At 52.2% G+C, this 14,882-nt stretch carries 15 protein-coding genes and 1 tRNA gene; 12 read left to right on the forward strand and 4 right to left on the reverse strand.

The genetic code is table 11. From position 1 onward, the window contains the following. The first annotated feature begins 181 nt into the window (after window positions 1–181). The gene (locus GQ51_RS09085) at window positions 182–796 is read left to right on the forward strand and encodes a cation diffusion facilitator family transporter (protein WP_047552209.1); all 615 of its coding nucleotides are present in this window, start codon (window positions 182–184) and stop codon (window positions 794–796) included. Between the two features lie 13 nt (window positions 797–809). Here GQ51_RS09085 and GQ51_RS09090 read toward each other — a convergent pair whose 3' ends face one another. Next, the gene (locus GQ51_RS09090) at window positions 810–1,595 is read right to left on the reverse strand and encodes a TIGR01458 family HAD-type hydrolase (protein WP_047552210.1); all 786 of its coding nucleotides are present in this window, start codon (window positions 1,593–1,595) and stop codon (window positions 810–812) included. Window positions 1,596–1,860: 265 nt separating this feature from the next. Here GQ51_RS09090 and GQ51_RS09095 point away from each other — a divergent pair. The 8 genes from GQ51_RS09095 to GQ51_RS09130 all read left to right on the forward strand — a co-directional run bounded on the left by GQ51_RS09095 (window position 1,861) and on the right by GQ51_RS09130 (window position 7,853). Continuing rightward, window positions 1,861–1,936 (forward strand) — tRNA-Thr (locus GQ51_RS09095). Window positions 1,937–2,059: 123 nt separating this feature from the next. Continuing rightward, window positions 2,060–2,524, forward strand: a complete 465-nt coding sequence (locus tag GQ51_RS09100; protein ID WP_047552211.1) for an ASCH domain-containing protein — start codon at window positions 2,060–2,062, stop codon at window positions 2,522–2,524. 177 nt (window positions 2,525–2,701) lie between these two features. Continuing rightward, window positions 2,702–3,037: a DUF883 family protein gene (locus tag GQ51_RS09105; protein WP_047552212.1), complete on the forward strand. Its 336-nt coding sequence runs from the start codon at window positions 2,702–2,704 to the stop codon at window positions 3,035–3,037. Between the two features lie 58 nt (window positions 3,038–3,095). Then, complete coding sequence (locus tag GQ51_RS09110) at window positions 3,096–3,728, forward strand: hypothetical protein (protein ID WP_047552213.1); 633 nt, start codon at window positions 3,096–3,098, stop codon at window positions 3,726–3,728. Window positions 3,729–3,883: 155 nt separating this feature from the next. Continuing rightward, window positions 3,884–4,105, forward strand: a complete 222-nt coding sequence (locus GQ51_RS09115; RefSeq protein ID WP_047552214.1) for a DUF3820 family protein — start codon at window positions 3,884–3,886, stop codon at window positions 4,103–4,105. Window positions 4,106–4,226: 121 nt separating this feature from the next. Next, a complete protein-coding gene (locus GQ51_RS09120; RefSeq protein ID WP_047552215.1) occupies window positions 4,227–4,685 on the forward strand; it encodes a (2Fe-2S)-binding protein in 459 nt (152 codons plus the stop codon). 11 nt (window positions 4,686–4,696) lie between these two features. Continuing rightward, complete coding sequence (locus GQ51_RS09125; protein ID WP_047552216.1) at window positions 4,697–6,874, forward strand: xanthine dehydrogenase family protein molybdopterin-binding subunit; 2,178 nt, start codon at window positions 4,697–4,699, stop codon at window positions 6,872–6,874. Window positions 6,875–6,878: 4 nt separating this feature from the next. Next, window positions 6,879–7,853 (forward strand): XdhC family protein, encoded by a 975-nt coding sequence (locus GQ51_RS09130; protein ID WP_047554087.1) that lies wholly within the window; start codon window positions 6,879–6,881, stop codon window positions 7,851–7,853. On the opposite strand, the gene GQ51_RS09135 is transcribed toward GQ51_RS09130, so the two are convergent. Beyond that, a complete protein-coding gene (locus tag GQ51_RS09135; RefSeq protein WP_047552217.1) occupies window positions 7,837–8,424 on the reverse strand; it encodes a nucleotidyltransferase family protein in 588 nt (195 codons plus the stop codon). The genes GQ51_RS09130 and GQ51_RS09135 overlap by 17 nt on opposite strands. Window positions 8,425–8,958: 534 nt before the next feature. Here GQ51_RS09135 and GQ51_RS12065 point away from each other — a divergent pair. Further along, window positions 8,959–11,973, forward strand: coding sequence for an EAL domain-containing protein (locus GQ51_RS12065; protein WP_052177787.1), 3,015 nt, complete (start codon window positions 8,959–8,961; stop codon window positions 11,971–11,973). A gap of 129 nt (window positions 11,974–12,102) precedes the next feature. Here the strand turns inward: GQ51_RS12065 and GQ51_RS09150 are convergent, their stop codons facing one another. Further along, window positions 12,103–12,618, reverse strand: coding sequence for a DUF1993 domain-containing protein (locus GQ51_RS09150; protein WP_047554089.1), 516 nt, complete (start codon window positions 12,616–12,618; stop codon window positions 12,103–12,105). A gap of 209 nt (window positions 12,619–12,827) precedes the next feature. Between GQ51_RS09150 and GQ51_RS09155 the strand changes: the two genes are divergently transcribed. Together GQ51_RS09155 and GQ51_RS09160 are read left to right on the forward strand one after the other, a co-directional pair. Beyond that, on the forward strand, window positions 12,828–13,166 hold the full coding sequence (locus GQ51_RS09155) for a zinc ribbon domain-containing protein YjdM (RefSeq protein WP_047552219.1): 339 nt from the start codon (window positions 12,828–12,830) through the stop codon (window positions 13,164–13,166). A 94-nt stretch (window positions 13,167–13,260) separates the two neighbouring features. Then, window positions 13,261–14,481, forward strand: coding sequence for an NnrS family protein (locus tag GQ51_RS09160; protein ID WP_047552220.1), 1,221 nt, complete (start codon window positions 13,261–13,263; stop codon window positions 14,479–14,481). Window positions 14,482–14,517: 36 nt separating this feature from the next. Here the strand turns inward: GQ51_RS09160 and GQ51_RS09165 are convergent, their stop codons facing one another. Beyond that, window positions 14,518–14,877 (reverse strand): DUF4186 domain-containing protein, encoded by a 360-nt coding sequence (locus GQ51_RS09165; RefSeq protein ID WP_047552221.1) that lies wholly within the window; start codon window positions 14,875–14,877, stop codon window positions 14,518–14,520. Between the last annotated feature and the right edge of the window lie 5 nt (window positions 14,878–14,882).

The raw sequence follows: 14,882 nt of genomic DNA on the forward strand, positions 1-14,882 counted from the left end.
TGACTGCATTATGAACTTCATGTTCTCAGCGGCACTATTGCCGATCATGAATGCAGGCTAAGTAAAATCATTAAACAGCGGATGGGTATACTGCTGGTTCCTGCATTGGGCTTTAAGCCATGGCATCCGTCTGATTGCGGTGTATGATGAATGGTCTGGTTTAAATGTGGGGAATGTTGAAATGGCCGATTGCTGTGAGAATAAAGCCTGCGCACTGGAAGCCATGAAAGTGAAACAGTCTAAAATTCTAAAGATTGTATTGCTGATCAATATCTTTCTGTTCTGCCTGACGGCTTTTTACGGCTGGGCTGCAAACTCAACCGGCCTGATGTCCGAGAGCATTGATGATTTTGGTGATGCTGTCACATATGCATTAAGTTTATATGTCGTATATAAAAGCAATCAGGTGAAAGCAAAGGTTGCCTTTGTTAAAGGCTGCCTGATACTGCTGGGTGCGCTTTTCGTGTTAAGCCAGGTTGTGCTGCACCTGATTGATAACACGGTACCTGTTTTTGAAACGATGGGTGCTGTTGCATTCGTCGCGTTGCTGCTGAACTTCAGCTGTTATTTTTTGCTTACAAAATACCGGGAACAGGACATCAATATGCGTTCTGTCTGGGAATGCTCCAGAAACGATATATTGAATAATGTTGCCATCATGGTTGCTTCAATCCTGGTATGGATCACGAACCTGGGGTGGGCTGACATCGCAGTGGGATTGGTGTTGTCAGTGATGCTGCTTGGCTCATCTTTCAGGGTTTTGAAAGCCTCTTATTCCCAGATGCGCTCTAAGTAAGCGCTTGCTATCTTCAGGACTGCTTATTTAACTGGCCAGGCAGTTCTGCAACTGAATCAATCGTGAGGTCCGGAATTACGGCAGATTGCTCAGCGTAGCTTTGGCGGTACTTGCCGGTTCTGACCAGGATCCCTTTCAGGCCGGCATTCTGCGCACCTCCGATGTCCACATCGATATCGTCGCCTACCATGGCAACCTCGTGCGCATTCAGCCCCATATGGTTCAAAGCGATCTGGAAAAAATCGATAGAAGGTTTTCCGATAATCATGGCTTTCGTGCCGCTGGCGTATTCCAGGCCATCGATAAATCCGCCGATATCCATTTGCAGGCCATGCTCGGTCTGCCAGAAGCGGTTTTTATGGATGGCAATCAGTTTTGCGCCGCGCACCAGGCAGCTGAAAACTTCATTGAGCAGCTGGTAAGACCAGGCATCGCCAATATCGCCTACGATGATGTGGTCTGCTTCCGTGTCAGATTGGCGGAATCCGCCAAAATCTTTTTTTACGTCATCTGCCAGTAAAAAACGGCAGACCGGGTCTTTAAGCCCCTTGAGGTAAAGCTGGGTGGCCTGAGGGGCGCTGATGATCTCATGTTCGGGAATGGCGAAACCGAGCCGGCTGATTTTCTGATGCAGGGATGAAAGTGATAAGGTGCTGGTATTGGTAACAAAGCGGCATGGAATGCCGCTGGCCCGTATATCTGCAATCGCCTGGATGGCTCCTTCAATCGGGGTAGAGCTAACAAAGAGTACACCATCCAGGTCGAATAGAATGCCTTTGACAGCGGGTAGCGTGTTCATTTTGGCTTCTCCTGTAGCACGGATACAGTTCAAATTATAAAGCTGCCTGACTGAAATAGGACAGCTTTACGCGGCGCTTGTTGCAGAATTTAGTTTGGCTTTGATTTGTTCCGGTTCTGCTTTGCCGGAAGTTTATATGCAGATGCAATCATCATGGACAGCAAACAAATGATCGCTTAAAGTCTTAAATAGCACACTTTATGAATAATTTAGGTATAATGCGCACCCAGTTAAGTACATCAGTCCAGTACTTAATCAGTACCCTGCCGGATTAGCTCAGTTGGTAGAGCAGCGCACTTGTAATGCGAAGGTCGTCAGTTCGATTCCGACATCCGGCACCATCTTTTTTACCTCCCTTGAATATCGTTCTGGATATGCAGTTTCTGGATAGCAGTCTAAAGTACCGGATACAAGCCGCAGACATTGACTTCGGCCAGGTTGCGGCACACTGGTAAGCATTCGCCATGTCTTTATCGCTACCCTCAGGCATGACAAAAGCGCTTTCGCTCAAACAGCCTTATGCATGGCTGATTGCCAATGGCTATCAGCTGGTGGATGACCGCAGCTGGGGCACCCAGTATCGCGGGCCGATTCTGATCCATGCCAGCAAAGGCCTCTATGAAGAGTATTACCGCTACATCAAAACCCATACGGATGTTCCTATCCCTGACCGGGATAAGCTCGGCCTCGGTGGCGTGGTCGGCATCGCCAACCTGGTGCTTTGCTGCCGCCCCGGCGAGCTGCCGCAAGGCATCAGCCGTGAGCAGCGCGTGCACTTCGGCGGTGTGCATCAGGAGTATTTCGGTTTCCTGTTTGAGAAGGCCAGGCCGCTGCCGCTGATGCCATGTCCGGGAAAGCTGGGAATTTTCGAGATTGACCTGCCTGCCTTATTGGCCGCACCGCCAGCCGCGCAGGCGGACCTGTTTTAGGCCCGCAGCTGCAGCCTGGTATGCAGAGTGCCTGCCAGGCGTTTGCAAGCGATTGATTCTTGGCAGTAGTTTTATTATTCCGCCAGGATTTTACTACGTGTCAGACCGTACATACTTGCGACTGCCTTTAATCCATACTTATGTGTGTTTACACATTCTGATATGGAGTAAATCGCTATGAATAATGTCGACTTACATGATAAAGGGAATAGCCCCGCTAGCGCCGGGCAGCAACTGGTGGCCGATCTCAATGTGGTACTGTCGGATGTGGATGCCTTGATCAGGGCTACCGCTCACCAGCGCGGAGCCGAGATAGTGAAAGTGCGGACTAAGGCGTCGGATACCGTAGATACGATTAAAGCCAGGATGGCTGATGCAGAAACTGCGTTTTTCAATAAAGGCAGGCAAGTATCGAGAATGGCGGATGATTACGTGCGGGAAAGCCCGTGGCGGAATCTGGGCATCGTTGCCGGCGTGGGTTTACTGATCGGGCTCTTGATCGGTCGGCGCTAACGCGGGTTTCAGCATCTGCGCCAAGACGGCAAAAGCCGATGTTAAATAGGAGCAAAAAATGCGCTATTTATTGATTGTATTATCTTTATTTTTCGGTGTGGCGACCTCGTCGTGCGTCAGTACCTACCCCCCGGATCGTGTCTCAGTCAGTGTAGGTATCAATGTACCGGTGTTTCCGCATCTTGTTCTGGTACCGGGCTACCCTGTTTACTATGACCCGGGGATTAGCCTGAATTATTTCTTTTATGACGGTTTGTACTGGGTGTTTTCCGGTGACCGCTGGTATGCAAGCAGCTGGTACAACGGGCCATGGGGGTATGTAGAGCATTATCGCGTGCCTTTGTATGTGCTGCGTGTCCCGGTGCGTTACTACCGTCAACCGCCACCTTATTTCCGCGGCTGGCGTGCAGATGCTTCGCCTCGCTGGGATGAGCGCTGGGGACGTGACTGGGAGCGCAGGCATATTGCCCCTGACCAATGGAACCAGCGTAATGCGCCGGAACCGGCGCCTATTCCTGGTTATCAGCGGCAATACTCCGGCGACCGCTATCCGCGAGAGGATGAACGTCAGCACTCGATCCGTGATGAGAACTATCGTTACCAGCCACGCGAGCCCATTACGCAGGAGCGCTTCAGGCAGCCGGGCAAGGGTCGTGACAGGGGTGATGGCGGGCGTTGGCAAGACCGTTAGCGGTCAATGACTCTATGCCGGGGTGTCTGCGGGCAACCCGGCAACAGGTTTAATTTACGCGCGAACCAATTCTGCAAGCCATATGCCTGTAGAATCACTGATAGCACCTATGCCGTTTCCCGCCGGGAAACCGCTGAATCATTAACAGACCCTGCATGAAACCTGAAGACCTACAGCTTTTAGTCAGCTATGCAATGCCTTATGGTAAATATAAAGGCAGGCTGCTTGCCGACCTCCCCGGGCAGTACCTGAACTGGTTCGCGCGCGAAGGTTTTCCTGCGGGTGAGCTTGGCAGGCTGCTGGCGCTGATGCAGGAAATCGATCATAACGGGTTATCGCATCTGCTTGAACCCTTGCGCGCCAGAACTGTCACCTGAGTGTCATCAAACTTTTTTATCGTTGAAATAGAATATCTGATACGGTAATTTTCTCGATAAGATATACTGTTTTCTATTTTAAAGAATCGAAATTAATTTTTGGATTGCGAGGCCACTCATCATGATTACCTTAAATATCAATGGTAAAGAAGAACAACTCGATGCACCGGAAGACATGCCTATTTTATGGGCACTGCGCGACATCGTCCATCTGACAGGTACCAAATTTGGCTGCGGAATGGCGCAGTGCGGCGCGTGTACCGTGCATCTGGATGGTCAGCCCATACGCTCATGCATTACGCCGGTTGCTGCGGCAGCGGGTAAAAAAATCACCACGATAGAGGATATCCACAATGACAAAGTCGGCCAGGCCGTGCAGGAGGCGTGGGGCGAGGTCGACGTAGTGCAATGCGGCTATTGCCAGTCAGGCCAGATCATGGCTGCGACCGCGTTGCTGACTGCCAACAAGAATCCGACAGATGCAGACATTGATGCCGCCATGAGCGGTAATATCTGCCGTTGCGGTACCTACCCGCGTATTCGTGCTGCCATTCATGAAGCAGCAAGCAAATTAGCTTAAGGAGCCCAACCATGACTGCCCCTTTAAATATTTCAAGACGTACTTTTATCAAAGCTACCGCACTGGTTGTCGGCGGGCTGGTGATCGCCTTTAACATTCCTAACGCCAAGCGCTTCCTGCTGCCTGGCGCTGCGCCTGAAATTGCGGGGGCAGATGCCGGCAAGCTGCCGGCACCGAATGCTTTTCTGCGTATCGGTACCGATAATACGATTACCGTGATGCTTGCACATAGTGAAATGGGTCAAAGTATCTGGACGACTTTGCCGATGCTCATCGCTGAAGAACTGGATGCCGACTGGAGCAAAATCAAGGTAGAACATGCCAAAGCCGCCCCGGAATACGTCCATACCGCTTATGGTATCCAGATCACGGGCGGTTCTTCGACCACGTGGTCGGAGTTCGACCGCTATCGCCAGGCGGGCGCCCTGACCCGTGCGCTGCTGGTTGCTGCCGCCGCTGAAGAGCTTGGTGTCGCAGCGGCTGGTTTGAAAACAGAAAATGGCTTTGTCATCAGCGGTGACAGGAAAATCAGCTACGGCGACCTGGCTGAAGCAGCCGCGAAGCTGGAAACACCAAAAGCAGTGACGCTGAAAACGCCGGCAGACTGGAAAATCATCGGCAAGGCGACTAAACGCCTGGATGGTCCCGAGAAAATCAACGGCACGGCAATATTCGGCCAGGACATTCATTTCGAGGGCTTGAAAACAGCGATGGTCGCGCGCTCCCCTGTGTTCGGCGGGTCAGTGAAGTCGTTTGATGCGACTGCCGCCAGGCAGATTAAAGGCGTACAGAATGTAGTGCAGGTGCCTACCGGTGTGGCAGTGATTGCAGACAATTACTGGGCTGCAAAACAGGGTCGCGATGCGCTCAAAGTGGAGTGGGATCTGGGGCCTAATGCCGGCCTTGATTCACAGAAGATGCTCGAAGAGTATCGCGGTTTAGCCGCCAAGGAAGGATTGCCGGCAGCGAAAGCAGGTGATGCCAAAGCTGCGATCTCCAAGGCAGCGAAAGTCATTGAAGCCGAATATGTCCTGCCTTACCTGGCGCACTCGCCCATGGAGCCGCTCAATTGCGCCGTCAGGATTTCTGGTGATGGCTGTGAAATCTGGACTGGTACCCAGATGCAAACCACAGACCAGCAGGCCGCTGCAAAGATATTAGGCTTGAAGCCCGAGCAGGTGAAGATCAATACCGTATTCCTGGGCGGTGGCTTTGGCCGCCGCGCTAACCCGGCTGCGGATTTTGTGTCCGAAGCCGTGCAGGTGGCAAAAGCTGCCGGCGTGCCGGTTAAAACGGTATGGAGCCGCGAAGACGATGTCAAAGGTGGCTATTACCGCCCTATGTTCCTGCATAAAGCCAGGATCGGCGTGGATGCCGATGGCATGCCTGCCGCATGGGAGCATGTAGAGGTTGGCCAGTCCATCATGCTGGGCACGCCGTTTGAGGCATTTCAGATCAAGGATGGCGTTGATGCAACCTCGGTTGAAGGCGTGGCGGATTCGCCTTATGTGAAAGCGATTGCGGATCATCATGTGAGCCTGCATACGGTAAAAGCCGGTATCCCGGTGCTGTGGTGGCGCTCGGTCGGACATAGCCATTCCGCTTTTGCGATGGAAAGCCTGGTTGATGAACTGGCGCATGCAGCAGGTAAAGACCCGCTGGAGTATCGCCGTGCGTTGTTGAAAGCGCATCCGCGCCACCTCGCGGCGCTTAATCTTGCCGCTGAAAAAGCGGATTGGGGCAAACCATTGCCAAAAGGCGTTTTCCGCGGCATTGCCGTGCATGAGTCATTTGGCAGTTATGTAGCGCAAGTGGCTGAGGTTTCGGTCAGCAAGGGTGCGGTGAAGGTGCACCGGGTAGTGTGCGCGATTGACTGCGGCTTGTCCGTGAATCCGGATTCACTGAAAGCACAGCTGGAATCATCGGTTTCATACGGGTTGGGTGCTGCGCTGCAGAGCGAGATCACGTTCAAGGATGGCATGGTGCAGCAGTCAAATTTCCACGATTACAAAGTGATGCGTATGGCGGATATGCCTAAGGTGGAAGCGCATATCGTGCAAAGTACCGAAAAAATGGGCGGTGTAGGCGAGCCTGCGGTGCCGCCTGTGGCACCGGCAGTCGCCAATGCCATTTTTGCGGCTACCGGTAAGCGTATCCGTAGCCTGCCGATTGGCAACCAGCTGGCGTAATATCTTGAAGTCGCTGGACTGGGAAGTATTGACGCGCGTCGTCGAATGGCTTGATAACGGCTACAAAGTGCATCTGTTCACCGTGGTGCAGACTTGGGGCTCTGCTCCGCGTCTGCCTGGCGCCTTGCTGGCGGTGCGTGAGGATGGCCATCTGATAGGCTCGGTATCCGGTGGCTGCGTAGAGGATGACCTGGCGGACAAAGCGCGTCATCGGCAGTTGCCGCAGCTGCCGTCCGTGATCGAGTACGGTATCAGCAGCCATGATGCACAGCGCTTCGGCATTCCGTGTGGCGGCCGCCTGCAGATAGCGGTAGAGCCTTTGCACGATGCTGCACAGATCAAGTCCTTATTGCAGGGTATCGAGCAGCGCAAACTAATCAGGCGTTCCGTTCATCTCGGCAGCGGTCGGGCAAGGTTGGCTGAAGTTGACCCGGAAGGGCCGCCGCGTATCGAAGATGACTGGTTCCACAGCTATTTCGGACCGCAATGGCGTTTGCTGATTATCGGCGCTAATCAGTTGGGTTCCGTACTGGCGAGCATGGCGCAGGTGCTGGACTTTGACGTGCTGATCTGTGATCCGCGGGTAGAGATGCGCGAGGAGTGGCATGTGGAAGGCGCCGGCTGGGTTTATGCCATGCCTGATGATGCAGTGCTCGAAATCGATCCTGATGCTTACACTGCGATTGTCGCCGTGACACACGACCCCAAGCTTGATGACATGGCATTGCTGGAAGCGCTCAAATCCGATGCGTTTTATGTGGGTGCGTTAGGCTCACAGAAAAATCAGGAAAAACGGCGCGAACGCATGCGCATGTTTGACCTGAGTGAAGCTGAGATCGCAACCCTGCATGGCCCGGTTGGCTTGCCTATCGGCAGCCGCACGCCTGCAGAAATCGCGATCGCGATACTAGCCGAGCTGATTCAGGTACGGGCACAGCAGTCAAAACGGAACCAGGCTCCGGCTAAGTGTGCGGCTTAACGGCCAGGTCTGCCAGGGTGTCGATATCCGCCAGGATGCCTGCGTCGCCGCATTCCAATAGCTTAACCTGATCTGCGTGCCGTTTAAGTATAGCGCGGGCGCCTTCATCTCCCGTCAACTGTTCAAGCTCGCTGCGAAACTTTGCCGAAAACCCTACCGGATGTCCGCGCTGCCCCTTGCAGATGGGTGCCACGATACCCGCTCCCGCAGTCAGTTCCTGCGCCACTGCACGGATGGTTTGCTGGCTGATATACGGCATGTCGGCCAGCGCCACTACAAAGCCTGTGCCGGATTCATCGAACCGGGACGAATAGCGCACCACATAGGATAAACTGTCTGCCATTCCAGTCTGCTGCGGGTCGCAGAAAACGATTTTTAATCCCGCACGTTCCAATAACCCTGCCAGCGCTTGATTATCAGGTCTGAGCACTGCAATGGTCAGCGGAATGGCCGTGACCAGGTTTTCGGCGGCAACCAGTGCGATCGGGCGGCCATCTTCTAATGGATGCAGTAGTTTGTCGGTGCTGCCGAATCTGCGGGAAAACCCGGCAGCCAGTAAAATCCCTATCATTAAACTCCCCCGTGACTCCTGATGTCGGCATTGTAAAAACCGTTAAAAAGCAATTACTTGAATATTTAACCTGAACGTACTACCCATACGGGTTACAAGCCTTGTTTTTGCTGCCAGATTGTTTGACAAGCAGCATACTAATTGCTTTAATCAAATCGCTAGCGCTTCGTTATGGTGCTGCATAGTTGTTGCTGTTGCCCGGTATTGTAAATGTAAAAGCAATAGCATGAGAACGGGGAACAATTTGCGTAATCGGCCTATAGCAGGCTTGGTGTGGCCAAGCAATCTAGCGGTGCTTATCCCGGTGCCTTGCGCACCCTCATGTATTTCTTTTGCCGGCATTTCTATGGCCGCACATCATTTACAGGCGGTACCGCTGCCGGCAAGGCCTCCGGTCAATCATGTTTCCCTACATACGGCAGGTCCGGATATGCCAAGGATATTCTACTGCCCTGCTGAATCAGCCACTGACCAAAACTATCTGCCTGTGATCAATTTCCTCCAAGTATATTCAAGTGCGGTGCGGGAGATCGAATGGTAAGGCTGTTACATTTTTTCAGAGTGCTGCAAGGACGCATCATGGTGCTCTGGGTGTATTCTATTCGCAAGCAGCTGATATTGTCATTCGGGCTGGCAACCTTGCTGGTCATGGCAAGTTTCAGCTACCTGATGTATATCCAGCAGCGGGATTTTTTATATGGCACCGATGCAGACAGGGCGAGAGGGCTGGCTGTGGCATTGGCTGCCGGCAGCACGTCCTCTGTGCTGGCAAACGATATTGCAGGCCTGCAGGAAGTTTTGAATGGATTTACGGATGCGCCAGACCTCAAGTTCGCGTTAGTGCTGTCGGCGCATGGCGAGGTAATGGGGGCGACCAGCCCGGATCTGGTCGGGCGCTATGTGAATGATGCGGTCAGCAGGGGTTTGCTGCATGCACCTGCCGAGTTTACGACCTTGCTGGAAAATGATGCCATGGTCGATGTCGCCATGCCCATTATGGTAAATAAGCGGCATGTAGGCTGGGCGCGTGTGGAAATGACACGGCGCTCATCAAATGCCAACCTGGAGTTGCTGGCGTTAACCGGTGTCGGGTTTTCATTGCTGGCGGTGATCGCGTCTTTTGTGATCGCGGCAGTGCTGGCCTGGCGCCTGACCGGCAGGCTGTATCATTTGATTCATGTCATGAAGCTGGTTGAGGGCGGTAACCGGGAACAGCGTTCTGACGAGACTACGAAAGATGAAGTCGGCGAACTTGCGCAGAGTTTCAATGGCATGCTGGATACGCTGAATCATTCAGAGCGTGAATTGGGGCGGGTTAACAGGCTTTATGCAGCCTGGACTGAAAGCAGCGAGATTATCGTAAGACAGAAAGATGAAACGCTGCTGCTGAATGGCATCTGCCAGATACTGGCTGAGCGTGTTCCGTTCGACCTGGTATGGATCGGTGTACCCGGCGACGAGGGCTGGGTCAGGCCGGTTGCATTTAGCGGCGTGTCTTCGGATTACCTGAAATTGATCAGGGTATCCATCAGTACCGATAACTTTCATGGCAAAGGCCCGGTTTCTGCTGCTATCCAGGCAGGTGCGCATAAGGTACTGAACCAGTTTCTTGAGGATGTGAATGCGCATTGGCATGCCGCTGCGATGAAGTTCAATTTCAATTCCGTGGGTGCATTCCCGATCTCGCGCAATGGTAAAGTCTATGGTTGTATTGCGGTATATTCCAGTGAGCCTGACTATTTTTCGTCAGCGCATATTGACCTGATGAATGGCCTTGCAAACGATATTACTTTTGCGCTGGATAATCTTGACCGTGAGCAGCAACAGCGGGCGGCTGCCATCAAACTGGAGCAGGCGGCGACTGTGTTTGAGTACAGTAAAGAAGGTATTATCGTTACCGATGCCAGTAATAAAATCATTTCAGTGAATCGCAGTTTTGTTGAAATTACCGGCTATACGGCAGAGGATGTCGTCGGAAAGGATCCAAAAATCCTTTCTTCCGGATTACAGTCCCATGAGTTTTATGAGCAGATGTGGGCAGCTATCCTGGAAACAGGAAGCTGGCAAGGCGAGATCTGGGATCGCCGTAAGAACGGTGAAGTTTATCCCGAAGCATTGACGATCATTCAGGTCAGGAATGCACATGGTGCCATTATCAATCACCTGGCGATTTTCAGTGATATTTCGGAACGCAAAATGGCGCAGGAACGTATTCAGCAGCTGGCGCATTATGATGTGCTGACCGGCTTGCCGAACCGCGTACTGTTCAGTGACCGCCTTGAACAGGCGATTATTTCGGCTCAGCGGCATGATACCAAGCTCTCGCTGCTGTTTCTGGATATTGACCGCTTCAAGCAGATTAACGATACCCTCGGGCATGGGGTGGGAGACCAGCTGCTTCAGAATGTGGGACAGCGCCTGCTGGGTTGCATACGCGAGCAGGATACCGTATCGCGGCAGGGTGGGGATGAGTTTATCGTGGTGTTAAGCGATGCGGGTACTGCCGGTGCCGAGCTGGTTGCGGAGAAGATATTGCAATCCATCATCCAGCCTTATTTCATAGAAGAACACGACTTGCGGATCACGGCGAGTATCGGCATTGCGGTCTATCCGGATCATGCAAAGGATTCGGAAAGCCTGATTAAATATGCCGATGTTGCGATGTACCAGGCTAAAGAAAGCGGGCGTAACTGTTACCAGACTTTTCATCCGGGAATGAATGAAAGCTCTTATGAGCGGCTCAAGCTGGAGACTGCGCTGCGTTGCACGCTGGAGCGTAATGAACTGCAAGTGTACTATCAACCGCAGGTGAACCTGGAAAACGGACGTATTATCGGCTGTGAGGCTTTGGTACGCTGGCAGCACCCTAAAATGGGCATGATCTACCCTGAAAAATTCATTTCGCTTGCGGAGGAAACCGGTTTGATTATATCAATCAACCACTGGGTGCTGGAACAGGCGATCAAGCAATGCCGCGCATGGCGCGATGCAGGTTTTACGGCACTGACGATGTCGGTTAACCTGTCGGCTCTGCAATTCAGGCAGAATAATTTACTGCAGCAGATACGGAGCTTGCTGGATAAATACGATCTGCCGCCCGGAGTGCTGGATCTGGAATTGACCGAGGGCATACTGATGCAGGGTGTGGAGCGCACACTGGCTACCTTGCATGAACTTTCTGCGATGGGTGTGATCCTGTCTTTAGATGATTTTGGTACCGGTTATTCATCATTATCTTATCTCAAGCGCTTTCCTATCCGGCAGCTCAAGATCGATCAGTCGTTTGTGCGTGACGTCATCAGCGATGCCAGTGACGCAACGATGGTACGCACCATTATACTGATGGCAAAAAGCCTGCATCTGCACGTGGTTGCTGAAGGTGTGGAGACCCTGGAGCAGGCAAAATTCCTGATGGAATGTGGCTGTGAGCGTGCACAGGGCTACTATTTCAGTCGACCGGTTTCAGCAGCGGAGTTCGGGCAGCTGTTACAGATCGGGCAGGAAAGCCCAGAACAGGACCTGCCGCTGACCGAACAGGTGGAAGTGTGAATTCAATCAAGGGTGAATAGCCACGGTTCATGTGTTAACGAACTACGCGCTTGGTTGACTGCGCTTTAATTCAAATTCCTGAATTTAAAGCGCTTGAATTTACAGGCCTTGGCTTGATAGATTCCAGCTTTATACACCCCGGCTTAGATGCCCCAGGAAATCCTGTTTCCCCAGTTCGACACCGTTATGGCGCAAAATGTTGTATGCTGTAGTGACATGGAAATATACATTCGGCATCACCCATTTCAGCAGGTAGTCCTGTCCGCTGAATTTAAGCTCGGTTTTGCGTATGCTGATGGTAATCTCGCGTGTCTCTGCGCCTTCCAGCTGTTCCGGTTTTATCGAGTCCAGAAATGCGATGGTTTTATTGATGCGTGCCTGCAGTTCGGAAAAACTGGCTTCGTTGTCTTCATATTTCGGAATCTCAATGGCCGCCAGCCTGGCGCCGGCACCTTTGCTCATGTCGGTGGCGATCTGCACCTGCCGTGTAAGCGGGTACATATCTGCAAACAGGCGTGCATTGAGCAGAACTTGATGTTCTATTTTCTTCGTATCTGCGTATTGCTGTCCTTTTTCAAGGATGGATGCCAGATTGCCGAGAGCGCGTTTCAATGGGGGAATGGTTGCTGCATAGGTGGATAACATGATGGCTGCCTTCATGAAAAGAGTATCAAAGTTTAACGGATTTCTTGACCAAAAGGGGTGATGCGATTTCGGTGCAGGGATTATAATCGGGCCTTGGTTAATCGTGGGTGGTGCCAATAAAATGCATAAGCGTGCATCGCTCAGGCAGTGATTGCCGGCGAACAACATCATAGCTACTCGCAAAGTCATCAATTTTAAATGGAGTCAATATGTCTGATAACCCTGCATGCCCGCAATGTACGCTGGAAAATACCTATCCGGATGGCGGTAATTATGTTTGTGCCGATTGCGGTTTTGAGTGGCCGATTGCCGCTGCCGCTGAAGATGATGATGTCGCCGCGGTCGTCAGGGATGCCAACGGCAATGTGCTGGCTGATGGTGATGCCGTGGTGCTGATCAAGGATCTCAAGGTCAAGGGGTCTTCTACAGTGCTGAAAATGGGTACCAAAGTGAAAAGTATCCGCTTGGTAGGCGGTGACCATGGCGTAGACTGCAAAACGGATTCAGGCAATTTTCTGCTCAAGGCGGAGTTTCTGAAAAAAGCCTGATACTTGTATTTTAAAACGCGTATCCGGATTTGGTTTTTAAAGATCATAGGATTCACCCCCGGCTAGGGTGATGGCTTAAATTAGAGGCGGGTTGATGATGGCGGTAGTGCAGATTGAGATGAATAAATCCAGGCAGGTAAAAGGCCTGGCCTTGTTTAATTTAGGCTTTCGCCCGTTTTTTCTGGGCGCCGCGATTTTTGCGGTATTGTCGATAGTCAGCTGGATAGCGGTCTATACCTCACATAGTGTTGTCGAGATCAGCAATATCATCCCTAGCCAGTGGCATGCACACGAGATGCTGTACGGTTACGGCATGGCAGTGGTTGCAGGCTTTCTGCTCACTGCGGTAAAAAACTGGACCGGCATACAAACCCCGCACGGCAAACCCCTGCTGGCCTTATTCGCACTCTGGTGTGCGGCACGGGTGCTGCTCCTGTTCGGTACCGCTTTCCTGGCCTGGGCGGCGCTGGCCGATTTGCTGTTCGGCCTGCTGCTGACGGCCGCCGTTGCCCAGCCCATCGTTAAAGCCAGGCAGTGGCAGCAGCTTGCGGTGGTGTCTAAGTTACTGCTGCTGTGGGTTGGTAACCTGGTGTTTTATCTCGGATGTTACAACCTGATCAATAACGGCATGCTGTATGCCATTAACGGGGCGGTATTCCTGTTTATAGGCTTGATTTTAATGATAGGCCGCCGTGTGATTCCATTTTTTATCGAGCGCGGCGTTTCACACCTGGTTGCCGGTGTATTTCAGCTTAAGCAATATAAATGGCTGGATCTCAGCATTATGGTACTGTTTATCGGCTTGTTTCTGAACGAGATTTTCATGCAGGTGGCTGGGCTGTCGTCCATGCTGGCGATGGCTCTGTTTGTGCTGAATGGCTTTCGTTTATATAACTGGCATATCCCGGCGCTCTGGCGCGTTCCCCTGCTGTGGAGCCTGTACCTGTCATCCTGGCTGATCAATTTCGGCTTCCTGTTCTATGGCTTGCAGAACCAGCTTGGCATTCCATCAATTCTGACTTTGCATTTGTTTACCATAGGCGGCGTAGGACTGATGACGGTTGGCATGATGTCGCGCGTGGCCCTGGGGCATACCGGTCGCAATATTAGGGATACCTCATCATGGCTGAATCTGGTTTTTGCAGCGATTGGCGCCAGTGCGGTATTCCGTATCGTTATGCCTTTGTTCTCCATGCAGAATTACACTGCCTGGGTAGTGACTTCCGCTGTATTCTGGATTATCGGGTTTACGGTATTCCTGGTGATCTATGCACCGATTTTATGCAAACCCAGAGTTGATGGGACTTATGGATAATTGCCGGATCACTGTCAGGCGGCCATGAGCTGCTGCTCAGGCGGTTTTGGTTTTTTCACGCAGCCATTTTTCCACCACCACCACGATATAGGCCTGCTCCGCCACTGTCAGTGCGCGCCCTTGCGGAATCTGGTGCCATTTCCGCAAACAGCCGCGGCAGCAGCAGGCAGTGGCATGCTGTGCCACAAAAACCGGGTGGCCGCGCATGGGGGTCTGTTTGCCGTCGTTCTCAATCACCGCCGGTGCCAGGCGACTTTGTATAAAATCTTCCGCATGGTCAAGCACGGTAGATAACCCCTTTTGCTGTAGATAAGCCATATCTTTACTGTTCAGCTTGAACCCGGCCCGGAATGTAGAGCGGGCTAAGGCTGCGAACAGTTCGTCGATATCACGCATGGCTT

The sequence above is a fragment of the Methylotenera sp. G11 genome (assembly GCF_000799735.1).
Lineage (GTDB): Bacteria > Pseudomonadota > Gammaproteobacteria > Burkholderiales > Methylophilaceae > Methylotenera.

Bases quoted from the DNA above. Each gene is read 5' to 3' on its own strand.
- GQ51_RS09105 (WP_047552212.1), top strand. From the start codon at position 2,702: ATGAATAATGTCGACTTACATGATAAAGGGAATAGCCCCGCTAGCGCC.
- GQ51_RS09085 (WP_047552209.1), top strand. From the start codon at position 182: ATGGCCGATTGCTGTGAGAATAAAGCCTGCGCACTGGAAGCCATGAAA.
- GQ51_RS09150 (WP_047554089.1), bottom strand. From the start codon at position 12,618: ATGTTATCCACCTATGCAGCAACCATTCCCCCATTGAAACGCGCTCTC.
- GQ51_RS09100 (WP_047552211.1), top strand. From the start codon at position 2,060: ATGTCTTTATCGCTACCCTCAGGCATGACAAAAGCGCTTTCGCTCAAA.
- GQ51_RS09115 (WP_047552214.1), top strand. From the start codon at position 3,884: ATGAAACCTGAAGACCTACAGCTTTTAGTCAGCTATGCAATGCCTTAT.
- GQ51_RS09135 (WP_047552217.1), bottom strand. From the start codon at position 8,424: ATGATAGGGATTTTACTGGCTGCCGGGTTTTCCCGCAGATTCGGCAGC.
- GQ51_RS12065 (WP_052177787.1), top strand. From the start codon at position 8,959: ATGGTAAGGCTGTTACATTTTTTCAGAGTGCTGCAAGGACGCATCATG.
- GQ51_RS09165 (WP_047552221.1), bottom strand. From the start codon at position 14,877: ATGCGTGATATCGACGAACTGTTCGCAGCCTTAGCCCGCTCTACATTC.
- GQ51_RS09110 (WP_047552213.1), top strand. From the start codon at position 3,096: ATGCGCTATTTATTGATTGTATTATCTTTATTTTTCGGTGTGGCGACC.
- GQ51_RS09090 (WP_047552210.1), bottom strand. From the start codon at position 1,595: ATGAACACGCTACCCGCTGTCAAAGGCATTCTATTCGACCTGGATGGT.
- GQ51_RS09120 (WP_047552215.1), top strand. From the start codon at position 4,227: ATGATTACCTTAAATATCAATGGTAAAGAAGAACAACTCGATGCACCG.
- GQ51_RS09125 (WP_047552216.1), top strand. From the start codon at position 4,697: ATGACTGCCCCTTTAAATATTTCAAGACGTACTTTTATCAAAGCTACC.
- GQ51_RS09160 (WP_047552220.1), top strand. From the start codon at position 13,261: ATGATGGCGGTAGTGCAGATTGAGATGAATAAATCCAGGCAGGTAAAA.
- GQ51_RS09155 (WP_047552219.1), top strand. From the start codon at position 12,828: ATGTCTGATAACCCTGCATGCCCGCAATGTACGCTGGAAAATACCTAT.